Origin of the sequence: Clostridium tyrobutyricum DSM 2637 = ATCC 25755 = JCM 11008 (assembly GCF_000359585.1) — a bacterium.
Lineage (GTDB): Bacteria > Bacillota > Clostridia > Clostridiales > Clostridiaceae > Clostridium_B > Clostridium_B tyrobutyricum.
In genome coordinates this window covers 20,546-44,360 of sequence record NZ_APMH01000006.1, presented here as the reverse complement: position 1 = coordinate 44,360, position 23,815 = coordinate 20,546, and the positions used below count along the sequence as shown (strand labels likewise).

Annotated in this window: 26 protein-coding genes; 6 read left to right on the top strand and 20 right to left on the bottom strand. The window is 29.3% G+C overall.

Annotated features, from left to right (window positions below):
* The first annotated feature begins 207 nt into the window (after nucleotides 1-207).
* On the top strand, nucleotides 208-1,161 hold the full coding sequence (locus J418_RS0104870) for a cation diffusion facilitator family transporter (RefSeq protein ID WP_017751145.1): 954 nt from the start codon (nucleotides 208-210) through the stop codon (nucleotides 1,159-1,161).
* A 12-nt stretch (nucleotides 1,162-1,173) separates the two neighbouring features.
* On the opposite strand, the gene J418_RS0104865 is transcribed toward J418_RS0104870, so the two are convergent.
* The 5 genes from J418_RS0104865 to cobC form a co-directional block, all read right to left on the bottom strand.
* Nucleotides 1,174-1,377, bottom strand: coding sequence for a DUF1858 domain-containing protein (locus tag J418_RS0104865; protein WP_017751144.1), 204 nt, complete (start codon nucleotides 1,375-1,377; stop codon nucleotides 1,174-1,176).
* A 219-nt stretch (nucleotides 1,378-1,596) separates the two neighbouring features.
* Nucleotides 1,597-2,622 (bottom strand): FAD:protein FMN transferase, encoded by a 1,026-nt coding sequence (locus J418_RS0104860; protein WP_017751143.1) that lies wholly within the window; start codon nucleotides 2,620-2,622, stop codon nucleotides 1,597-1,599.
* A gap of 96 nt (nucleotides 2,623-2,718) precedes the next feature.
* The gene (gene cobU, locus J418_RS0104855; protein WP_017751142.1) at nucleotides 2,719-3,267 is read right to left on the bottom strand and encodes a bifunctional adenosylcobinamide kinase/adenosylcobinamide-phosphate guanylyltransferase; all 549 of its coding nucleotides are present in this window, start codon (nucleotides 3,265-3,267) and stop codon (nucleotides 2,719-2,721) included.
* A 15-nt stretch (nucleotides 3,268-3,282) separates the two neighbouring features.
* The gene (gene cobS, locus J418_RS0104850; RefSeq protein ID WP_017751141.1) at nucleotides 3,283-4,041 is read right to left on the bottom strand and encodes an adenosylcobinamide-GDP ribazoletransferase; all 759 of its coding nucleotides are present in this window, start codon (nucleotides 4,039-4,041) and stop codon (nucleotides 3,283-3,285) included.
* Nucleotides 4,038-4,658, bottom strand: coding sequence for an alpha-ribazole phosphatase (cobC, locus tag J418_RS0104845; RefSeq protein WP_017751140.1), 621 nt, complete (start codon nucleotides 4,656-4,658; stop codon nucleotides 4,038-4,040). Before cobC ends, cobS begins: the two co-directional genes overlap by 4 nt.
* A gap of 300 nt (nucleotides 4,659-4,958) precedes the next feature.
* Between cobC and perR the strand changes: the two genes are divergently transcribed.
* On the top strand, nucleotides 4,959-5,381 hold the full coding sequence (gene perR / locus J418_RS0104840) for a transcriptional regulator PerR (RefSeq protein WP_017894943.1): 423 nt from the start codon (nucleotides 4,959-4,961) through the stop codon (nucleotides 5,379-5,381).
* A 42-nt stretch (nucleotides 5,382-5,423) separates the two neighbouring features.
* Here the strand turns inward: perR and J418_RS0104835 are convergent, their stop codons facing one another.
* Nucleotides 5,424-6,632, bottom strand: a complete 1,209-nt coding sequence (locus tag J418_RS0104835; RefSeq protein WP_017894942.1) for an ABC transporter substrate-binding protein — start codon at nucleotides 6,630-6,632, stop codon at nucleotides 5,424-5,426.
* A 107-nt stretch (nucleotides 6,633-6,739) separates the two neighbouring features.
* Between J418_RS0104835 and J418_RS0104830 the strand changes: the two genes are divergently transcribed.
* Complete coding sequence (locus J418_RS0104830; RefSeq protein ID WP_017751137.1) at nucleotides 6,740-7,675, top strand: hypothetical protein; 936 nt, start codon at nucleotides 6,740-6,742, stop codon at nucleotides 7,673-7,675.
* A 268-nt stretch (nucleotides 7,676-7,943) separates the two neighbouring features.
* Entirely contained in the window at nucleotides 7,944-8,336 is a 393-nt protein-coding gene (locus tag J418_RS0104825) for a hypothetical protein (RefSeq protein WP_017894941.1), read from the top strand.
* Between the two features lie 71 nt (nucleotides 8,337-8,407).
* On the opposite strand, the gene J418_RS0104820 is transcribed toward J418_RS0104825, so the two are convergent.
* The 14 genes from J418_RS0104820 to pyrB all read right to left on the bottom strand — a co-directional run bounded on the left by J418_RS0104820 (nucleotide 8,408) and on the right by pyrB (nucleotide 22,247).
* A complete protein-coding gene (locus J418_RS0104820; RefSeq protein WP_017894940.1) occupies nucleotides 8,408-9,100 on the bottom strand; it encodes a CPBP family intramembrane glutamic endopeptidase in 693 nt (230 codons plus the stop codon).
* Nucleotides 9,101-9,697, bottom strand: a complete 597-nt coding sequence (gene yihA, locus J418_RS0104815) for a ribosome biogenesis GTP-binding protein YihA/YsxC (RefSeq protein ID WP_207736313.1) — start codon at nucleotides 9,695-9,697, stop codon at nucleotides 9,101-9,103. It abuts the gene before it with no gap.
* A 112-nt stretch (nucleotides 9,698-9,809) separates the two neighbouring features.
* The gene (gene lon / locus J418_RS0104810) at nucleotides 9,810-12,131 is read right to left on the bottom strand and encodes an endopeptidase La (RefSeq protein ID WP_017894939.1); all 2,322 of its coding nucleotides are present in this window, start codon (nucleotides 12,129-12,131) and stop codon (nucleotides 9,810-9,812) included.
* 157 nt (nucleotides 12,132-12,288) lie between these two features.
* A complete protein-coding gene (gene clpX / locus J418_RS0104805) occupies nucleotides 12,289-13,578 on the bottom strand; it encodes an ATP-dependent Clp protease ATP-binding subunit ClpX (RefSeq protein ID WP_017751132.1) in 1,290 nt (429 codons plus the stop codon).
* A 19-nt stretch (nucleotides 13,579-13,597) separates the two neighbouring features.
* Nucleotides 13,598-14,182: an ATP-dependent Clp endopeptidase proteolytic subunit ClpP gene (clpP, locus tag J418_RS0104800; RefSeq protein ID WP_017751131.1), complete on the bottom strand. Its 585-nt coding sequence runs from the start codon at nucleotides 14,180-14,182 to the stop codon at nucleotides 13,598-13,600.
* 133 nt (nucleotides 14,183-14,315) lie between these two features.
* Nucleotides 14,316-15,608: a trigger factor gene (tig, locus tag J418_RS0104795; RefSeq protein ID WP_017751130.1), complete on the bottom strand. Its 1,293-nt coding sequence runs from the start codon at nucleotides 15,606-15,608 to the stop codon at nucleotides 14,316-14,318.
* Nucleotides 15,609-15,808: 200 nt separating this feature from the next.
* Nucleotides 15,809-16,594: a sugar phosphate isomerase/epimerase family protein gene (locus tag J418_RS0104790; protein ID WP_017751129.1), complete on the bottom strand. Its 786-nt coding sequence runs from the start codon at nucleotides 16,592-16,594 to the stop codon at nucleotides 15,809-15,811.
* 73 nt (nucleotides 16,595-16,667) lie between these two features.
* Nucleotides 16,668-17,456, bottom strand: a complete 789-nt coding sequence (locus J418_RS0104785; RefSeq protein WP_017751128.1) for a hypothetical protein — start codon at nucleotides 17,454-17,456, stop codon at nucleotides 16,668-16,670.
* Nucleotides 17,457-17,683: 227 nt separating this feature from the next.
* Nucleotides 17,684-18,256 (bottom strand): orotate phosphoribosyltransferase, encoded by a 573-nt coding sequence (gene pyrE / locus J418_RS0104780; protein WP_017751127.1) that lies wholly within the window; start codon nucleotides 18,254-18,256, stop codon nucleotides 17,684-17,686.
* Nucleotides 18,257-18,281: 25 nt separating this feature from the next.
* Nucleotides 18,282-19,172: a dihydroorotate dehydrogenase gene (locus J418_RS0104775; RefSeq protein ID WP_017751126.1), complete on the bottom strand. Its 891-nt coding sequence runs from the start codon at nucleotides 19,170-19,172 to the stop codon at nucleotides 18,282-18,284.
* Between the two features lie 18 nt (nucleotides 19,173-19,190).
* Nucleotides 19,191-19,958: a dihydroorotate dehydrogenase electron transfer subunit gene (locus J418_RS0104770; protein WP_376701666.1), complete on the bottom strand. Its 768-nt coding sequence runs from the start codon at nucleotides 19,956-19,958 to the stop codon at nucleotides 19,191-19,193.
* Nucleotides 19,959-19,987: 29 nt separating this feature from the next.
* Nucleotides 19,988-20,857: an orotidine-5'-phosphate decarboxylase gene (pyrF, locus tag J418_RS0104765; RefSeq protein WP_017894938.1), complete on the bottom strand. Its 870-nt coding sequence runs from the start codon at nucleotides 20,855-20,857 to the stop codon at nucleotides 19,988-19,990.
* A 14-nt stretch (nucleotides 20,858-20,871) separates the two neighbouring features.
* Nucleotides 20,872-21,309 (bottom strand): aspartate carbamoyltransferase regulatory subunit, encoded by a 438-nt coding sequence (locus tag J418_RS0104760; protein WP_017894937.1) that lies wholly within the window; start codon nucleotides 21,307-21,309, stop codon nucleotides 20,872-20,874.
* 14 nt (nucleotides 21,310-21,323) lie between these two features.
* Entirely contained in the window at nucleotides 21,324-22,247 is a 924-nt protein-coding gene (gene pyrB / locus J418_RS0104755; RefSeq protein ID WP_017751122.1) for an aspartate carbamoyltransferase, read from the bottom strand.
* Nucleotides 22,248-22,507: 260 nt separating this feature from the next.
* Between pyrB and J418_RS0104750 the strand changes: the two genes are divergently transcribed.
* Entirely contained in the window at nucleotides 22,508-23,155 is a 648-nt protein-coding gene (locus tag J418_RS0104750) for a superoxide dismutase (protein ID WP_017751121.1), read from the top strand.
* A gap of 318 nt (nucleotides 23,156-23,473) precedes the next feature.
* Nucleotides 23,474-23,809 (top strand): cupin domain-containing protein, encoded by a 336-nt coding sequence (locus tag J418_RS0104745; protein ID WP_017894936.1) that lies wholly within the window; start codon nucleotides 23,474-23,476, stop codon nucleotides 23,807-23,809.
* Nucleotides 23,810-23,815: the final 6 nt, after the last annotated feature.

The window sequence follows — 23,815 nt, the reverse complement described above, 5'->3', positions numbered from 1 at the left end:
AAATGTGTCACAAAATCTTAATAAAGGCTCTATTATAATCATGTAAAATAAATTTAATTTACAATTGATTTTTATATTAATTTTCTTTATCAACTGATAATACATATCATATCTGATTTCTATTGACTTATATAGATTATTAGACTATTATAATAATTGTTATACTTTATCAAATGATAAAGTTTGAATTTTATGGGAGATGTTATTATGAATCAAAAAATAAAAACTGCCAGTCTTTCTATTCTTTCCAACAGCAGTTTGATAATAATGAAATTAATAGTAGGTATATCAACAGGATCTGTAAGTATTATTTCTGAAGCTATTCACTCAACTATAGATTTAATTGCTTCTTTAATATCATTTGTTTCTGTTAAGATATCCTCAAAACCTGCAGATACAGAGCATCCCTATGGACATGGTAAATTCGAAGATGTATCTGGAGTAATTGAAGCATTGCTAATTTTTGCTGCTTCCATATGGATAATTATAGCAGCCCTAGATAAACTTATTTTTCCAAAGCAGATTCACCCATCCAGTATTGGATTTTTAGTCATGTTTATATCATCAGCTATAAATTTCTTCGTATCTATGAAGTTATCTAAAGTGGCTAAAAAAGAAGATTCAATGGCTCTTGAAGCAGACGCTCTTCACTTAAGAACTGACGTATATACTTCTCTAGGCGTAGGTATTGGACTTTTCTTAATCTGGATTACTAAGTTAGAAGCATTAGATCCAGTAATAGCTATAGTGGTCTCCATATTTATTTTAAAAGAGGCATTTAATTTGTTGAAAAAAGCATTTGAACCTTTAGTAGATGTAAAATTGTCAGATACAGAAATTGAGACTATAAAAAATATAATATCAAAATATGATTCTGTGTTTTGTGGGTTTCATAAACTTAGAACAAGAAAATCAGGAAACAAGAGATATACAGACCTTCATCTTGTGTTTCCCGGAGATACCCATGTAAAAGATGCACATCATATATGTGATGAAATAGAAGATGAAATATCCAAAAAACTGAAGAGTACAGAAACAATGATTCATATAGAATCTTGTGATAATAATTGCAAGGACTGTAATCTGAGTCATAATGTACAACATAAGGATGAAAAATATTGTGTAGATATGATAAAAAAAATTGATGGACTACTGCAGTAGCCCATCAATTTTTTATTTTTCAACAGCTTCTGAATTCAATGTTTCTATCAGTGCATTAACATCTATGCCATGTACCATAGCAGCTTCTTCTACAGTTTCCGCTAAAGATGCTGGGCATCCAATGCATCCCATTCCGAAACTCATCAATGTCTCTCCATATGCAGGATTGATTTTAAGAACTTCTCCAATAGTCATATCCTTAGTGACTTTAGTCATAATATACAACCTCATTTCCATTTAATATTATATTCTAAATTATGAGATTTAGCTAATATAAATATAACTACTAAATCACATTTATAGATATATAGTATATGATAATACTAAAATTATTACATATCAAGTGGCAACTACCTAGTTTTTTACTGTTATAAATGGATTATTATTGAATACCTCTAAACTATACTATATTACTACATTATATAATAATTTATATCAATTCATCAATTTGTAATCGGAATCTATTATCTTAAAATTATCCTTTAATCCCTTAGTTATATATACTTTTTTATCTTTAGTTATAAATATTCCCTGTAATCCACTTATACTATTTATATAATCAAGGCCCTTGTTAATCCCTAGATAAAATGCATTTTTAGTCATAGCATCTGCATTTATGGAAGTATTTGTAATTAAAGTTACACTAGCCAAATTGTTGTCCATAGGATATCCTGTAAATGGATTTAATATATGATGATATATCTTGCCATCTTTTTTAAAATATCTCTCATATATTCCTGAAGTAACTACAGTTTTGTTGGTTACCTCAAGTGAAGCTACTACATTTCCTCTGCTTTGGAAAGGATCTTGTACACCTATTTTCCATGGTTTACCTTGAGGATTACTATTTAAAGCCAATACATTTCCTCCTAAGTTTATGATAGCATGTTTGACTCCATTTTCCTTAAGTACCCTTGCAGCTTCATCTGCAGCATATCCTTTGGCTATTCCTCCTAAATCAAGAGACATACCTGTTCTAGCAAGCATAACTTTTTTATTTTTTTTATCCAGTAATAAGTCCTTATAATTTACAAGAGCCCTTTTAGCTTGAATTTCCTTATATTCTGGCAGCCTTGCATGATCTGTGCCAATTCCCCAAAGCTTTACAAGAGGTCCAACTGTTATATCAAAACTTCCTCCTGATTGCTGAGAATAATATTTTCCCTTTTCAAGCACATAAAAAGTATCATCTGATACTTTAACATACTTTTTCCCTGAACCTTCCGCTATTGCATCCAATTCTGTACCAGACTTGTTTACACTCATCTTGTCTTCAATTTGTTTAACTCTATTAAAAGCCTTATCGATAACAGATTCAGGTTTATCATCATATAGAGTTATAGTACATATAGTTCCAAGCATATATTCTGTTTTTGAAATTGGTTCTGTATCCCTTTTATATGCACATCCATATAAAGGAATTATACTTAAAATTAAAATACCAATAATAAATTTTCTCATTGTTTAATCCTCTTATAATTTAATAATTAATTAACATCTTTCTTAATATAATACTACACTAGAATAATATTAAAAACTATATTATGCTTAAATACATTACTTTAATTTTAATGGAATTCCACAAAATGATATATATACTTCATCACTATTTTCTGCTATAATTTGATTTACCCGTCCAAGTATATCAGAAAATATTCGACCTAATCTATATTCAGGTACCAAACTCAATCCAACCTCATTTGTAATAATTATTATATCTCCAGTATTTTTTTTGGACTCTGAAATTATATTGTTTATTTCATTCAATATATCATTTTCTAACTCATTTATTTCACTAGAATTCAATTTGTCAAAGTCACTAGAACTTTCAAACATTATATTAGCAACAAGTGTACCAATACACTCCAAAAAAATGTATTTAAAACTGCTCTTTTTTATTATATTGCCGATATTTCTATATCCTTCATAGGTATTCCATCTAGGGTTTCTACGTTCTCTATGTATTCTTATTCTTTCCTCCATATCTTTATCTGTAGCTATAGATGTCGCTATATAGAGAACCTCATCTTCATTTGAAAGCATCTCTTCGGCAAAACTGCTCTTGCCACTTCTGCTTCCCCCCGTTACCAAAGTTATTTTTCCCATACATTTTCACCCCTATTATAAATTGACTATTGCGGCCATAATTATGAACATGAATATCTCCATAATCTCATTATTGGCTCCAAGCAAGTCTCCAGTCAACCCATTAATTTTTTTATTACAGTATAAATTAAAAATATATGACGTAATAATAGATGATAAAGTCAATATACCTGAATATAAAGGATTTATCCTAAGTACAAATAATAATATTACTGCAGTAATTACTATACTTATTAAAAATTGAGGTAATTTTACCGTGCCTATAAAAAGATTTCCCGTTCCCGTATCCTTAGCCGTCTTACCAATAGTAACAATAAATACAGTAGATAATCTGGACAATACAGGGGCTGATATTATGGCCATAGAAAATCTAGGCACTATAAAACACAAAAGACCGTATTTAAAAATCAAATCCAGCACAACAGCTATGCAAGAGTAGGTGCCTACCCTACTGTCTTTCATAATTTCTATTATTTTATCTTTCCCTTTAAATGCAAAAAAGCCGTCACACATATCTCCAAGTCCATCTATATGCATGGCTCCAGTCAACATTATGCCAATCAACAAAACTATTACTACACATACATTAACAGGCAGTACATTTATTAAAATTTTATAGGCAATCCACTGTATTCCACCTATTAAAAAACCTATAACGGGCATAAATACAGCGCCCCACTTAAAATTTTCTTCTCTGCAATCAAGATTTTTATTAATATTAATTCTAGTCAAAAATTGTATCATCAACAAAAAATTATTTGCTATGCTTTTCACTTCTCTAACCTCTTCCACTTATCTATTGAATCCATACATACAATATTATCAATATATAGATTATTGTATTCATATTTTATAAGAGATACTTCCCCATTATGAGAAGAAAACTTCCAGAAAAAATCTATATTTCCACCGAGCACATAACAATAAATAGATCTTATAACCCCAGAATGTGTTACTATCAATACATTTTCACAGTTTAATGTTTTTAAATAATCCATGAAGCTTTTGACTCTTAAATAAAACTGGGTATAACTTTCCCCTCCAGGTGGTATAACATTTTTCCAATCACTGCACCACATCTTCCATTCCCTTGGATAACATTTTTCTATATCTTGATAACTCTTTCCTTCAAAATCCCCCATATCCATTTCATTAATTCTTTTGTCAACTATTATCCTTTTTTCAACATCCTTTACAATTATTCTAGCAGTTTTCAAAGCTCTTTTTTTTTCGCTTGTGTATATCATGTCAAAATCTATACTTCCAAGCAAACCTGATAATCTTTCTGCTTGACATTTACCTTTTTGGGTTAAATTTATATCCATTCTTCCATAATATAATTTTTTTGAATTTGCTTTAGTCTCTCCATGTCTTACAAAATATAAATTCACTAATATCCTCCATGAGTTTGTTAATTTGCTTTTAATGTCCACATTAATTATAATATTTTTATTGAAAAAAAACTATAAAAATAAGAGCAGTTGTTCTGCTCTTAAAATGAATGAGAAACGAATATATTGTTAATTTATTAACATATTAATTTTATCACAATACGCATATAAATCAAGTAGTTTATTAAAAAAAACTAAAAAATAGTATGTTTTAAAATAACTACTATAAAATTACTTTTGACAGTTAATAATATCTATTATATAGTTATAATTGAACAATAAATATTAAGGATGGTGTATATGGATAACTTAACAGGTATATTTAAAGATAAGAAACTGAAGTTAACCCCCCAGCGTATTGCCGTATACAAATATCTAAAATCTACTAATGAGCATCCTTCTGCGGAAACAATATACAAGTCTCTTCTATCAGACTATCCCACAATGAGCTTAGCTACTGTTTATAAAGCACTCAAAACTTTAGTAGAAGTGGACCTTATACAAGAGATAAATGTAGGTGAAGGTAATTTTAGATATGATGGTAATACTGCGGTTCATTCCCATATTCAATGTTTGGAATGTGGGAGGGTAGATGATGTAACTGGTATTTGCTTTTTTGATTTAAATGACAAAATTAAAGATAAAGTTGACTATAAGGTTATGAGTAATCAAGTATATTTCTATGGAATATGCCATGACTGTCAGAACAAACTAAATAATTAGCAATTTAGAGCAGTAATTACTGCTCTAAATTATTATATTGATTTAATAATCATTATTTATTATATCTTTCCACTCATTTCCTGTATACTTTCCAGATAGTATATCATCTATCTTTGAAGATATGCTGCTTACTATTTTTTTAGGAATATTATACACAATAGATATATTGTCATCAGTACTATTTTTTATATGAGATGAAACAATTTGTCTTATACCTGTATTTTTGCTATTTATTTTTTTGTTTCCAGTAATATACCCCATTTTTAATAATTTATTCTGCATATTATCGCCAAAAACAAATTTTATAAAATCACTTATCGCTTCTACATTGGATGCATTAGTTGGAATACTTATCAAAGTATTGGATACTACTGGGACCTTAATATTTTTCATATTTTCATATATGAAATATACATCCTGTGATTTTATATCTTTAATATAATAAGAAGATAGTAAAATCATGGGTATCTCCCCTCTATTAAACTTTTCCAATGTACTTTCATTTCCTATCTCGAATGTATTTTTATTTATAACTTTGTTTCTAACTAGATTATTTATATCACTAAATATGTCTTGCATATATTTTAACTTTTCATATTTCTCCTTATTGCTGCCATATATATTCTCCAAATTTATCATAGAAATAGACTTTTTGCTACCAAGTAAAGAAAATACAGCACTATTTATATCCATATCTTCATTTAACAATACTGGTATTTTTTTAGAACTATTATTAAATGTTTTTAAAATATTTTCAAATTGTCCCATAGTCATTGGTGCCTTTATATTTGCCTCAGTAAAATACTTTTTATTATATAAAAATTCTAAATTATATGGAATTATAGGTATTCCATAATACTTATCGTTAAATCTACCATAAGCTTTTACTACTGAATAATATCTATTTGTAATATTATCTTCTTTATAATAATTTTTCATATCTGAGATAAGGCCTTTTGGTGCTAGATTAAGTAAATCTGATCTATTTATAAAAACTATATCAGTTCCATTAATAATATTATCATCTACTTTATTTCCTATAATATTATTTATATTGATTTTTACATCAGGGTTATTTTTTCTATATTCATCTGTTAATATTTTTATTGTATTTAAAGATTCCTTGTCCTTTACACCTATATACATATTAAGCTGTTTCTCATTGGACTTTTGAGTATTAAAAGAGCATGCAACAAAATTTAATGGAAGAATTAGTATTAAAAAAAATGCTGCTATCTTCTTGCAGTTCATATTACTAACCTCCTTATATAGAACTAAAATTTATTTCATATAAATTTATTTTGTGCATATTAATTAAATATATAATTGTTTTATATAATTTATTGGAGGTGAAATTTATGAAATTAAGAGTAATATTTCTAAAAAAGAAATATTTGTTTTTTTTGATGCCGTTAATTTTGTTCTTGATAATTTTGGTACTCATAATATACAGGAATTATACGACTTCCTCAACTTTCACTACTATATCAAAGGACACAATTTTAAAATCAGATTTAAATGGAGATGGAATAAAAGATTCTCTGTATGTAAAACAAGCCAATAATAAATACCTAATAAAGGTCAAAATAAAGGATAAGATATTTGATATAAACACAGATGATAAAAGCTCCATATTAAGTAACTACTATACATACTGGCCTCTTAGAGTTACTTTAATGGATATATCCAGAGACAGAATCCCTGAAATATTTCTTCAGGGATCTCTTGGTAAAAATTCAGTTCAAAGAATTTTTGTTTTTGATGGCAATAATTTCAAAAATATAATTTCAAATTCAAATAATATATTGGGTTTTATAGATTGTACAAATAATAGAACTCCTAAAGTTATAACAGGTAGATTTCAAGGAGATATTATGCTTCTCACAAATTACATATTCTCAAATTCTAAATTTAAAAACTATAATTTAGAAGATAATCCTGGTTTTCTCGGAAAAGACACTGTCTGTTCATTTATAAATTTTATTCAAACACTACCATCTAGCAGACCATATGAACCTAACAATATATTTTCTTCCAATATATCCAACGATGATATGTATGTATTGGATAAGTTAGCCAAGAGTGATACTGCGTATACATTTCAAGATGCTATATTCAAAGAAAGAAAGTCTGATAAAAACGGAAACAGTGCAGAAGTGCAATGGACATTAAATTTCAAAGGAGTTTCAAACTCTGACACTTCAATAATAAAAAATTATTCTATCAATATAATCCTTGATGCTGATAAAAACAGCAGCTCATCTAATTATTTCAAAATAGTATCTATATATTAATATAATATAAAAGGGACCGCTTATACGGTCCCAAGGGGGATGGGGGGTTATTGTATCAAATAAATAATTATTTGATACTAGGAGAATGTATCTCCGGTTACAATTATTATGCTCTCCAATTTTAAATAATTTATACATAATCTTTAAAATATTTTTCTTTTGTGTCAAATAATATGATATTGAATAATATATAGTATATATGTCTATTATCGAATAGAAAATTATACACATAAAGATGAGAAAATAAAAATCTTAAGGAGGTTTTTAAATGTCCAAACATCATCGTAAATATGAAAATAACGGTTTTAATTTAAGTGATCTGTTGAAAAATATAGATATATCACAACTTATGTCCATCTTATCATCAATGGGTGGAATAGGTGGGCTCGGAGGCGGATCAAGAAATGATAACATTGGTTCAATTTTAAATAACTTAAATCTTGGAGATTTAGGCAATGGTGGAAATAGTGATGATGGTAACTTTAATGATTCCAATATAAAATCTAAACTTTCTTCTTTAGAAAAAAGGCTTTCAAGTTTAGAAAACAGAAATCAAATGCAAAATGACCTACTGGAAAAAGTTAGAGAATTACAAAAATCACCTGATGCTGCCAAATATTTAAATGATTTTATCTCAAACAATAATAAGAGACATAGATGATCTAATAATTCTCAAAAGGCACTGTCTTAATATCCTCAGTGCCTTTATTTTGTTATATTAAAAATTGAATATTATATTTTGGAATAAATAAGAGAAATCATAGTCACAGAGTTAAATACTGCATGATTAATCACAGCATACCAATACCCTTTCTTATGAATCAGATAACAATTATATATCCCTATCCAAAGTATTATAAAAAATACATTTATGTTAAAATGAACTAATGAAAACATCAAACTGCTTAAGAGTGCTGCTCCCAATACTCCCAACCTGCTCTTGAATATTTTTTCAAAAAATATCCATCTGAATACGAATTCTTCAAGCACCGGTGCAAATATTACAACTACAGGAACCATGAAAACAAGTTTATTTAATGACATATTTGTCATATTAGTTACAATCTCCTGCTGATCCAATTTTATCTTTAAACTATTTTCTATTGCATTCTGCAATAAAAGTATTATTATAACGACTAAATATGATATTGCAGCCAATCTTAATGCATCAATAATATTAAATTTTTTAATATCAAATTTATAAAAATCATCTGTAAATCTCATGTATACTATATTTATTATTACAAATATAAATGGAACTATATTTTGGGTATACATGGAAAGACCTATAAATAAAATATTTATAATAAACAAAACCACTTTGTTTCTTTTATCACGAATCCAGTACTTATCAAATACTACAATTGGTGGAATATATGCTATTAAAAATACTATTATATTCTTAATTAAATTAAGATTAATCAATTAATCACCTTCTACTACATGCTCAATTTCATTTAAGAGATCCTCTTTTCCCTGTTTTTTCAAAGAAGAAAATGTTAAAATTTTATAATCCGGTTTTAATCCAAATGAATTTCTTATAATATCCAAATTTTTGTTTAACTGATTTTTAGATATTTTATCTATTTTAGTAGCTACAATTAAAATTTTATATTTATAATACTCTATCCATTTATACATCATAATATCGTCATTAGTTGGTTTATGTCTCGAATCTACAAGTAACACTATAGCTTTTAGTTGATGTCTGCCAACAAGATACGTTTCTATTATCTTGCTCCATTTATCCTTTTCTGATTTTGAAACCTTAGCATATCCATAGCCTGGTAAATCCACAAAATAGAATTCATTATTTATCATGAAAAAATTTACAAGTCTCGTCTTACCTGGGCTAGAACTGACTTTAACAAGCTTTCTTCTGTTTACAATAGTATTTATAAGTGATGATTTTCCAACATTGGATCGACCTACAAATGCTATTTCTTTAAAATTATCATTGGGATACTGATTTTTTTTGACAGCTGATATTATAAATTCAGCCTGTTTTATTTCCACAATCAATCACCTCTTCTTTAAATAATACGTACTATTATATTATGTTATGTTATAAATTTACATTATAATATTAAAATAAATATTTTCCTAACTTCCATTAGAAAAATATTTATTTTAATCAATCAACTAAAGCATTTTCCAATACTGTATCTATATCATCTGCTAGTATATACTGCATTTTATTTTTAATACTTCTAGGTATTTTCATTATATCTTTTGCATTGTCTTTAGGAATTATAACTGTATCTATTCCAGCTCTATAGGCGGCCAAACTTTTTTCTTTAAGTCCTCCAATCGGCAGAACTCTTCCTGTTAAGGTTATTTCACCAGTCATAGCCACATTATGTTTTACTTTTTTATTGCTAAGTGCTGAAACTATAGCTGTAATCATAGTAACTCCAGCTGATGGTCCATCCTTTGGAATAGCACCTTCAGGTACATGTATATGTAAATCACAATTTTTATAGAAATCCTCTCTTATATTGCTATATTTTTTATAATTTGCTCTTACATAACTATATCCCGCCTTGGCAGACTCCTGCATAACATCTCCAAGTTGCCCCGTAAGCTCAAGTTTTCCTTTTCCTTGCATAACTACTGCTTCAACAGGAAGGGTATCTCCACCATAAGCTGTCCATGCCATTCCCATTACCACTCCTACCTTATCATCTTTGTCGGCTTTATCATAAACAAAAATATCAGATCCTAAATAAGATTTAACTTTGGTAGTATTTATAAATATATTTTTTTTATTTTTTTCTATAATCTCTGTAATTGATTTTCTTATTATAGATGATACTTTTCTCTCTAAACTTCTAACACCTGATTCCCTAGTATAATTGTCTATTATAGTATATATGGATGAATCAGAAAATTTAATTTTATCATCTTTTATTCCATTTTCTATTAATTGTCTAGGTATTATGTACTTTTTGCATATATTAAATTTTTCTTCACTAGTATAACCAGATACTTGTATTATTTCCATTCTGTCCATAAGCGGTCTTGGTATATTATCAAGACTATTAGCTGTAGTTATAAATAGTACTTTTGATAAATCAAAATTCAATTCTAGATAATGATCTCTAAATGTATTATTCTGTTCACTATCCAATACTTCCAAAAGTGCATCTGCAGGGTTTCCTCTAAAATCTACACCCATTTTATCAATTTCATCTAATAAAAATAGTGGATTAATAGATTTGGCCTGTTTTATGCTATATATTATCCTTCCTGGAATAGCACCTACATAAGTTCTCCTGTGTCCTCTAATATCTGCTTCATCTCTTATTCCGCCTAATGACATTCTAACAAAATTTCGGTTTAATGCCTTGGCTATTGACTTTGCTATTGAAGTTTTACCTACACCAGGAGGACCTACAAGGCATAAGATGGGGCCCTTTAAAGATTTATTTGTGCTTTTAACTGCAAGATATTCAATTATTCTATCTTTAACATCTTTTAATCCATAGTGATTTTCATCCAATACTTCTCTAGCCTTTTTTATATCCAAATTATCTTTAGTTTTAATATTCCATGGTATATCCAGTATCCAATCAAGATATGTCTTTATTATTCCATTTTCTGTTGAATAACTTCCTAAACTCTTTAATTTGTCCAATTCATAAAGGACCTTATCTTTTACGTATTTTGGCAATTTCTTTTTTGCCATTTTATTTTTATATTTTTTTATTTCTTTGCTGTTTTCACCATCTTCCCCCAGCTGTTCCTGTATAATTTTAAGCTGTTCTTTTAAATAATACTCCTTTTGGGATTTGTCTATATCCTTCTTTATTTCTGATTCTATTTTCTTCTCTACTTTTAAAATTTCCAGTTCATTGATAAGTATAGACAATAGCTTATTTAATCTGTCCTCAACTTTATAACAATCTAGGAGTTCCTGTTTTTTATCTTGTTCTATAAATATATATGAACTTATAATATCAGCTAATCTTCCTGGATTTTTGGTATCATTTTCAGTTACTATAGATTCCCTGGTGGATTCTCCTGATAACTTTAAATATTCCTCAAAATTTTTCATTACTGATTTTATAAGAGCATTGTAAGTAATATCTTCACAAACTTCCTTATTGTCATCAATTAACTCTATATTTACTTTAAAGAAAGGTTTTTCCTGAATATATTCTCTTAATATACCCCTAGTTTCACCTTCTACAAGTACTCTTACTGTATCACCAGGTAATTTTAATATTTGTTTTATATTACAAACTGTACCTATACTATGTATATCTTCTTTATTAGGTTCCTCAACCATATACTCTATCTGGGATGATAAGAATATCTTTTGTCCATTGAGCATTGCATCTTCCAATGCAGTCTTTGATTTTTCTCTACCTACATCAAAGTGCAAAACCATATATGGAAATACAGTGATACCTCTTAATGGGATTAGAGGAATAACCTTTAAATTTTTATCCATATCTTTCTCCTTACTTAAAAAGTTTAAATTCTACAAGAATTATCTATAATATAATCAGACTAGTATATTATAACTATAAAACATGCTTTTTTCAATTATTGAGTTTTTATGATTCATATATAAAAAGGAGCACTGAAATTCAGTACTCCCTTTACACCTATGCAGTTTCAGGCCCTTTTCTAGTTCTTGGTTTTTTAACTTTTATAGGAGTCCTTTTCCCATTTTCAACAGTTATAAGTTCCGGCTTTTTATCTGCTATGGTATTTTTATTTATTATTACCTTTGATATCTCTTCTTTTGAAGGTATGTCAAACATTATATCCTTCATAGTTTCTTCTATAATAGCTCTAAGTCCTCTTGCTCCCGTATTTCTCTTTAAGGCTTCATCTGCAATTGCTTCTAAGGCTTCATCTTTAAATTCCAATTCTACATTGTCAAGTTCAAAGAGCTTTTTGTATTGCTTAACAAGTGCATTTTTAGGCTTTTCAAGTATACTAATAAGCGCCTTTTTATCCAATGCATCTAGTGTAACAACAATAGGAATTCTTCCTGTAAATTCTGGTATAAGACCAAATTTCATAAGATCTCCAGGCATTATATTTTTAAGAAGCTTTCCAATGTCCTTATCCTTTTTGGATTGTATTTGTGCTCCAAACCCTAAGGTACTTACTCTTGTTCTTCTTTCTATTATATTATCTATTCCATCAAAAGCTCCTCCACAGATAAATAATATATTTGTAGTATTTATCTGAATAAATTCTTGATGAGGATGTTTTCTACCACCCTGTGGTGGAACTGAAGCAACTGTTCCCTCCAATATCTTCAAGAGTGCCTGTTGTACTCCTTCACCAGAAACATCTCTGGTGATAGATGGATTCTCAGATTTTCTTGCTATTTTATCTATCTCATCTATATAGACTATTCCATGTTCAGCCTTTTCTATATCATAGTCAGCATTTTGTATAAGTTTTAAAAGTATATTTTCAACATCTTCTCCTACATATCCGGCTTCTGTCAATGTAGTTGCATCGGCAATAGCAAATGGTACATTCAGGAATTTAGCAAGAGTCTGTGCTAAAAGAGTTTTACCTGAACCTGTAGGACCAAGCAAAAGTATATTACTTTTCTGTAATTCTACATCATCATTTTTACTATTTGAATTTATTCTCTTATAGTGATTATAAACTGCTACTGATAATGATTTTTTAGCATCATCCTGACCAATTACATACTGATCAAGATAGTTTTTAATTTCCAAAGGCTTTGGAAGAGACGTTAGATCTGTCTGAACATCATCTTCAAATTCATCGCTTATTATTTCGGAACAAAGTTCTATACATTCATCACAAATATATACTCCAGGTCCTGCTATTAATCTTTTAACCTGGTCTTGTGTTTTACCACAAAATGAACACTTGAGTTGTTTTCTATCATCATTTTTGGCCATATCTACACCTCACCTAAGGTTATTGTTTCTTTTCAATAACCCCATCTATTAATCCATAATTTTTAGCTTCTTCTGCTGACATAAAGTTATCTCTTTCTGTGTCTTTTTCAATTACTTCCAAAGGTTGACCTGATCTATCACTAATTATCTTATTCAATTTTTTCTTTATGTTAAGTATCCTATTTGCATGAATCCCAATATCAGTTGCCTGACCTTGAAAGCCGCCTAAAGGTTGGTGTATCATTATTTCAGCATTTGGCAGTGCAAATCTTTTTCCCTTTGCACCTGCTGTAAGTAAAAATGCTCCCATGGAAGCAGCCATACCTATGCATATAGTAGATACATCTGATTTTATATATTGCATTGTATCATAAATTGCCATACCGGAGGTTATTGAGCCTCCTGGACTATTTATGTATAAATGTATATCCTTGTCAGGATCTTCTGCCTCTAGGAACAATAATTGAGCTACTATAAGACTTGCTGAAACATCATTAACTTCTTCACTCAACATTATTACTCTATCTTTTAGAAGCCTTGAATAAATATCGTAGGATCTTTCCCCTCTATTAGTCTGTTCAACAACTACTGGTACTAAGCTCATAAACTATCTCCTCCTTTTTATAACCATTTTAAATGATTATTATACATAAAATTTAGTTTCTACAAAACATAAAAATATTATTATTTAAAATTAATTGCCGGAAAATTCCAGCAATTAATTCTTACACATTATATTATGCCACTGCTTTACTATTGTCAACTAACATTTTAACAACTTTTTCATTTATCACATCAGTCTCAAGATAGCCTTTTTGACTATCAAGAATTAATTTAGCTGTCTTTTCTGGCTCATTATTTCCATATTGTTTAGCCATTTCAGTAGCTCTATTCAATAATTCCTCATCTTCTGCCTTTATGTTCTCCACTTCGCCAATTTTAGAAATTACCAAATCTGTTCTGACTTTCTTTTGTGCAGTTTCTCTCATATATTCTCTAACTTTTTCTTCTGTATTATTTGTGTATTTATAATATGACTTAAGATCTAGTCCTTGATATTTCAATCTCATTTCCAAATCTTTAAGCATAGCATCAATTTCCTTATCTACCATTATGTCTGGGATATCAATTTTAGCGTTTGAACTAACTGCATCTATAACTGCATCTTCATATTCTCTCTTAGCTCTTAGTTCATTTTCCTCCTGTTTCTTTTTCTTTATATCTGCTTTTACTTCATCTAATGTATCAAATTCAGAAATTTCCTTAGCAAATTCATCGTCTAATTCTGGAAGTTCCTTTATCTTTATTGCCTTAATTGCAACTTTGAATAATGCCTTTTTACCATTTAATTCTTCACTGCCATATTCCTCTGGAAATGTAACTTCTACATCTTTTTGGTCTCCAACTTTTAGTCCTATAAGTTGATCCTCAAAATTATCTATAAATGTTCCAGAGCCTATTTCAAGTTCATAGTCTTTTCCTTCTCCGCCTTGGAACGCTTTGTCATCTACATATCCTTTAAAATCTATTACTGCTATATTTCCCTTTTCAACAGTTCCATCCTCTTTTGTTTCTATTCTAGCATTCTTTTCCTGTCTTGATTTTAATTCCTGTTCTACTTCTTCATCTGTTACTTCATATGTATTTTTCTTAACTTCTACACCTTTGTATTCACCAAGTTCAACTTCAGGTACTACTGTAACATCAGCTGAATATATAAAATCCTTGTTTTCACCAATTTGTACTATATCGATTTTAGGATAATCAACTGGTTTAATATCATTTTCCTTTAAAGCTGTTGGATATGTCTCATCGCAGCAAAAGTTTATAGCATCTTCATAAAATACTCCTTCACCATAATATTTCTTTATTATGTTCATAGGAGCCTTGCCTTTTCTAAATCCAGGTATATTAAACTTTTTAGCATTTTTAGCAAATGCCTTTTTAACTGCTTCATTAAATTTTTCCGATTCTACTGTTATTTCCATTTTTACTACATTGTTTTCTATTTTTTCCACTTTAACGTTCATTATTCATTTCCTCCTAAATTACACTATACACTTATATTAACATTAACCATGATATTATATCATATATTATTATACATTCATACAAATTAACCATCAGTAATTTTTTAAATTATACCTTAAATTATAATTATATCGTCTAAAAACTATATATTATAATTATATACCAAAAATCACAAATTTTATAGCCGATTTTTAGTTTTTCAATATTTTTGCCTATCAAGATATTTTTTAGCCTTTATAAGTTCAGTGTATTCATTATAATTTTCTTTGTATACTTCAATTATGCCTATTCCATTATACCCTATTTCCTTTAATTTACAAAATATTTTTTTATAATTTACATTTCCCTGACCAGGGAGCAGACATATACTATTTTTAGTTCTATCATTTATATGAAAATTAGCTAACTGATCTTTCATTACTTCTATATAATCATCTGGTAATTTTCCAGATTTATATGCTTGTTTTATGTCTAAAGTAAAATATAGAGGTCCTTTACACTTTTCTTTAATTTTATATAAGAATTCAATACTATTTGACATACACCAAAATACGTTTTCCTGACATAGTTTTATTCCATACTCTGCAGCAGTATATGTAAGTTTATCATATACATCAATGATCATATTCATATTAATAGAATCCATATTGCAATAACGCATTCCATGGAAAGTATAGCAATGTGCTCCTACTTTTCTTGCTACTTTACATATCTTTTTAAATAATATAAAACAATCATCTCTTCTTCTTTTGTAGCTGTCAAATAAATATGGTTCAAAAGAAACTGAAAATGCATGTACAGAATTTACTCTAAAATCATTTATCAATTCTTGTTCTAAAATTAATTTTCCAAAATCATCTTCATACTCACTAATACTGTTTAAAAACAATTCCCCTGTATTAAATCCGATGGTTTTCATCAATTCTATACTGTTTTCCGTCCTTACATCAGGATAAAAACAAGCTGATGACATACCTATTATCATAAGAACCTCCTATAAATTACTGTTTTTGCTCTTTGTAATTTTTTGCATTGAAAAAGCCAATAAACCTTAAGTTTTATTGGCTAACTTCACCTGCTGCTGTTAGATACACAGTTGTTCCATCTGAAATAACTGTAAGTCCTTTATCTGTAACATCTCCAAACTTTATGCTTTCTCCTTCTATGGACTGGACCATAACATTGCTCTTATTTTGCAAATTCCGAATCCACACATATTTAGAAGTCTTGCCAATCCATGGAAGCTGGCTTATATATGCAATATTATCATTATCTATAAATTTTGGAGAACTGCACCATATATAACTTGGATTTGATGATAACTGAGATTTCTTTGCTACAACTGTACCATTAGTAGATACATATTGAGAATTAGTTATATCCTGCTTATTTCCATTAATATCAAACAACAGTATACTCTGCGATTTATCATCAAATAAAACTATATTTTTCTTTGAAGGACTTATGCTATAGGCTACATTAGCATCTTTAGGGGTAACATCTTTAAAAGTCTTGTTGTTATTGTTGTTTTCATATGTTAAATTTACACTTTTCCCACTACTTAATTTAACTTCATATTTCAAGTCATTACTTTTATTTTCAGCTTTAGACTCTGTACTCTTAGTTGGCTGTTTTTTAGATACATCTTTTGTATTATTATTCTTTATAGATATACTTTGTTTTTCATTCTTTACATCTTTTAAAGCAGTTTTAAAAGCACCTGTTAAATAAATGCAGAGCAATGCTATAACAACTATACAAATAATAGTTATGGCAAAAATTCGTATTCTTCTCTGCTTCATTTTCTTCTCATATTCCTTACTAAAAATACTTGGCTTTTTTCTCACTATATTTCCGCTGTTTCAGTTTAACAGCAGTACCTCCCTTCTTTTTACTTTATTAATATAATTCATAATGATTAGCATTACTATCACAAAACTCAGTTTTTATTATAACTCAAATACTCATGAAATAATACTAACTTTTTATGAATTTATAGAAGTCAATAAAAAAATAATTCCAGGCGTTCTATTAATTGTCTGGAATTATTAACTTCAATATAGAATTAATATAATTACTTGAATACTCTGCTGCCAGGTTTTTCATAGGCCAAACCTTTTTTACAAAGTGGACAATTGTCTGAATCATATGTATTTATATTCAATTTTACAGCACTGTAAACCGGATATGGTATCTCTACACCATCTGCCCTTCTATCTACTATACAACAAAATGCTACTACTTTTCCTCCAAGTGACTCTATAACCCTGGCAACTTCAAGAGATGATTTTCCTGTAGTAATAACGTCTTCTGATATTATCACCTTTTCACCTTTCTTTATTTCAAAACCCCTTCTTACAGTCATATTTCCATTTTGTCTTTCTGCAAATATTCCAGGCTTTTTAAGTTGTCTTGCCAATTCATATGACACTACTACTCCACCCATTGCTGGTCCAACTATCTTATCAAAATCAACTTCTTTTAATTTATCCGCTACTATACTCAATACTTCACAAGCCTTATCTGGATACTGAAGCAATTTGGCACACTGACAGTATCTATCACTATGTTTACCTGAAGATAGTAAAAAATGTCCTTCCAACAATGCTCCAACCTCTTTTAATTTATCTACAACTATATTATCCATATTTTCCTCCTAATATTCATATAATTTATATTATACCTGTTATTTCTTTCAAACTCTTTATATTTTGATTTCTCATGTAATTTTCCAATCCGTCTATTATATCCAAACATATTGTGGGATTAATAAAATTTGCAGTTCCAACCTGTATAAGACTTGCCCCTGCCATTATAAATTCTACTGCATCCTGCCATGAGCATATTCCTCCAAGTCCGATTACAGGCACATCCACAGCTTTTGAAACCTCATATACCATTCTAAGTGCTATTGGCTTTATAGCAGGTCCTGAAAGTCCTGCTGTTATATTTTCGAATATTGGTTTTCTTCTCTTTATATCAATAGCCATGGCTTTAAATGTGTTTACAAGTGAGACCGCATCCGCTCCAGCTTCACAGCATTTAACCGCCATATCTACAATATTTTCTGCATTTGGAGACAACTTTACTACCAATGGTTTATTACTGCAATGTTTTTTTACACTATTTACAATTTCATAGGCAGTAGAAGATTTTATTCCAAATGCCATTCCTCCACTTTTAACATTAGGACATGATATATTCAATTCAATCATATCTACACTTGAATCACAAAGCAATTCAACTCCACCTATATAATCTTCTAAAGTCCCCCCCCCTAAATTTGCTATTGACACAGTATTAAATTTTTTCATTTCAGGAAGTTCATACTTTAGAAAGTGTTTTACTCCCGGATTCTGAAGTCCTACACTATTTAACATTCCAGATGCAGTTTCAAGGACCCTTTCCCCGTCATTACCAGCTTTTTCACGTAAAGTTAGTCCCTTTGAGCATATACCTCCAAGTTTTGAAACATCAAAGAATCTATTATATTCCTTTCCAAATCCAAAAGTACCTGAAGCTGCCAATACCGGGTTTTTAAAATGCACTCCGCATATATCCATAAATCTCCTCCTTATGCATTAAAGAACTAAATCTTCACCTGAAAATACAGGTCCATCACAACAAGTTCTCTTATTACCATGTTTAGTCTTACAAGTACACACTAAACATGCACCAACCCCACATGCCATGTGATTCTCCATAGAAACATATAAAGGCACCTTCTTGTCCCCACACATGTTTACAACCTTTTTCATCATTGGTTCAGGTCCACAGCATAATACCATATCATAATTTTCCGGGTGAAAAATATCAGTTATATATCCTACTGTTTCTTCACCTTTGCCAACTTCTACGGAATAATAGATATTATCTACAAATTGTTCAAATCTATCCAATATATAAGTATCCTTTTTAAATCCTGCATAAAGGTCTATTTGAATATTTCCTTTATTTAAAGTTTCCTTTATATTTTTTACTAGATACAGCATAGGTGCAATGCCTATTCCCCCTGATACTATTGAAATCTTTCCATTCATTTTATCAATATCAAATCCATTTCCAAGGGGACCTGTTAATTTAACTTCATCACCTTGATGTAATAAAGATAATTTTTTAGTTCCATTTCCAACTACCTGATATAAAAAAGTTATCTTATTTTCATCCAAATAACATATACTTATAGGCCTTGAGAGAAGTGGATACATATTCCAGGATCTCAACATATAAAATTGTCCCGGCTTTCCATTAAAATTACCTTTAAATTCAATTTCATATATATTATCTTTAATTTTAGTGTTTTTATCTACTCTACAGGCAATATACTCTAATTTATCTTCCAAATGCATCTTCTCCATTTCTATAATATAAAAATATATTATAAACTTTTATTTACTTCTTCTAATATACTGTCTCTCATCTTAATTACTTCTAATCTTGCACACTCTGCATAGTCTGTGTAATTATCATACTTTTTATATGCCATTAAAATTCCTCGAGAAGAATTTACTACACCACCATTACCGTCTTTCAAATATACGGCAACATCTTTGGCAGCTCCGCCCTGTGCTCCATATCCCGGTATTAGAAAAAACATACTGTCTAAACTTTTTCTAAGCTCTTTACCTTCTTCAAGATGAGTACATCCCATAACTCCTCCAATGGAACTATATCCACATTGGCCAAGATATTTGTCTCCCAATTCTTTAACTTTTTGTCCTAAAACATTATAAACTTTTCCATTTAGTTTTGTATCTATGTATTGAATATCTCTTGCTCCATCATTGGATGTTCTTATAAGGACAAATACTCCTTTGTCTTTCTTTTGTATATAAGACAAATATGGATCTATGGTATCAAGTCCCATATATGGATTCAAAGTTATGAAGTCACTTTCAAAATCACCTTCAAAATGGGCTTTTGCATACATTTCTGCCGTCTTTTTTATGTCTCCTCTTTTAATATCTGCAATAGCTATGGAATTTTTACTTTTAATGTATTTTAGTGTATCTGAATAGACTTTTAGGCCCTCAATTCCAAGAGCTTCATAATATGCAATTTGTACTTTAAAACAAGCTGCTACATCAAAAGTACTGTCAATTATATTTTTATTGTATTCAAATATAGTATCACAAATATTCTCACTGGACTTTACAATATCATCAGGCATATATTCAACTGCAGTATCCAGGCCTACACATACATTCCCCTTATTGTTTACACTTTCATATAGTTTATCTATTATCATAAAATACAACCTTTCTAAACAGAAAAATCCACATCAGTATAAATTTCATCACAATAATTACATCTATATTCTCCTAACTCTTCATCAGACAAATAAAATTCTTGTGCTAAGTTTTTTTCTACTGAAGTTATACATCTTGGATTTTTGCATTTAATCACATTTTTTATGCTCTTAGGCAGTTTTAGCTTTACTTTTTTATCAATAACTTCATCTTTTATTATATTTATAGTTATATTTGGATCTATGAAACCCAATATAGCAAAATCAATTTCCAGTTTATTTTCTATTTTTATTATATCCTTTTTTCCCAATTTTCCACTTTGAGCATTCATTATGAGCGCTACTGAATAATCCACATTATTTAATTTCAAATAATTGAATATCTTCATTCCATAGCCTGCTTTTATATGGTCTATTACAATTCCATTTTTTATACTATTTATTTGAAGCATATTCTAATCCCCTCCTATAATTCCAAGCCTAAAAGTTTCATTATAAGTGCTTCTCTAGCATAAACCCCATATTGGGCCTGTTTAAAATAACATGCTCTTGGATCATCATCTACTTCACATGCAATCTCATTTACTCTTGGAAGTGGATGAAGGACTATCATTCTTTCAGGAGCCTCCTGCATTTTAAGTTTATCCAAGATATAGCTGTCTTTCAACCTAATATACTCTTCTTCATTAAAAAATCTCTCTTTCTGAACTCTTGTCATATAGAGTATATCCAGTTCCCCTATAACCTCTTCAAGCTTTTTAGTTTCCTTATATACTACATTATTTTTATCTAGTTCCCTTTTTATATATTCAGGTACTTTAAGTTCGCGGGGAGATATTAGAGTGAAACTATTATTTTCATACATGGACATAGCTTTTATAAATGAATGTACGGTTCTTCCGAACTTAAGGTCGCCGCAGCAGCCTATTTTTAGATTTGACAATGATCCTTTAATAGATCGAATTGTTAAGAGATCTGTAAGTGTTTGTGTAGGATGCTGATGGCCACCATCCCCTGCATTTATTACAGGTATTTTCGAGTATATAGATGCCACTTTGGGTGCCCCTTCTTTAGGATGTCTCATTGCCACTACATCAGCATAACAACCTATTATTCTTATAGTATCAGCTATATTTTCACCTTTGGACACAGAAGTAGAATTAGGTTCTGAAAACCCTATTACCTTGCCTCCTAATCTAAGCATTGCGGTTTCAAAACTAAGCCTTGTTCTAGTACTTGGTTCATAAAATAATGTGGCTAAAATCTTTCCATCGCAGCAATGTGAAAAATCTTCAGGATTTTTAACTATCTGGTCTGCTAAATCAAAAATCTCATTTAATTCTTGTTTAGAAAAATCTTTTATATCTATAAGATGCCTTCCATTTAACATTTATAACTCCTCCTTCTTAGCCTCTCAGTGCTAAATTTAAAGGTATAAAAAATGCCCTCATAAAAAGAAGGCATAAATATACTATATAAACTACAAAGTACACCTTCCAAGCCTCTCTGGACTCATTTAAAGGTAATATTTTATTGTATTAAATATAGCATAAGGTACAATTAATGTCAACTAAAAATCTTATAAATAGTTGTACACATTTTAATCATTCTGCATACTATATTAATGTATATTTTATAGAGGTGTTTTCAATGTATAATTTAAAACCTGAAACTTTTGATTTTAGATCCGTAAAAGGTATTTCCCAAAGACAACTTGATGAACATTATAAATTATATAAAGGATATGTAGACAATCTAAATAAAATCTGGAATACGCCGTATATTCCCAATAATTTTAGTGACAGCAATCCAACTTATTCAAAAATGCGAAGCTTGAAACTTGGAGAAACCTATTCGCTGGATGGTGTAAAACTCCACGAGCTCTACTTTCAAAATATGACAGGTGGCAGTAAAAATCCTTATGGACCTGTGCTTAATGCTATAATGGATCAATTTTCATCTTATGATAATTTTATATCTTATTTTACAAATGTAGGATTATCCATGAGAGGATGGGCTGTTCTAACTATTGATTCAATTGACAACAAATTCCACATAATAGGAAGTGACCTACATGATAAAGGGGCGATTTGGCTTTCATATCCAATATTAATACTTGATGTATACGAACATGCCTATTTTATGGATTTCGGAACAGATAGGAAAAAATATATTTCTGAATTTATAAAAAACATAAACTGGAATGTGTTGAATTCAAGATTTCAAAAATATATTTATTTAATGCAGTCTAAAAATGCTAGACAATATGGTCAATATCCCTTTAGATTCTTCTACTAATATCTTAAATGTTTCATATGAAGAATGTGCATAATATACATCATATAGCATAAATTATGCACATTATCCACAATATGTTGTGGATAACTTTATTATATAAGAAAATAAACATCTGGTATCATCCAAATGCCTACTTCCCCCTCTAAGTCTTAATCTTAGGACAAGTTCTATTATATATGTAATTTAATGTAAAATCAAGAATTAATTTCTATATAGAGATATAATCAAATTCTTTTATTAAGTTTGGTAACATTTGATACATATTTTTACTATCAAAAAGTATATACTATATTTAGAAAATAGATGGAGGTTAAAATTATGAATACGCTAATGAAAAATGTGGAATTTTCCAAAGTACTTAATTTAAAAGAACTGGTTTCGTATCAAGAAGGTCAAGTTATAAGCAGAACTCTTGCTCAAACACCTAATGCAAATATTACTTTATTCTCTCTTGATAGAAATGAAGGAATCAGTAAACATATAACTGCAGGAGATGCAATGGTACAAATTCTAGATGGTACAGCAGAGATTACAATAGATAATAATACTTTCACTGTTAAAGCAGGTGAATCTATAATTATGCCATCAAATATTCCTCATTCACTGCAAGCTTGTGAAAGATTTAAAATGTTACTAACTGTTATAAAACACTAGTTTATT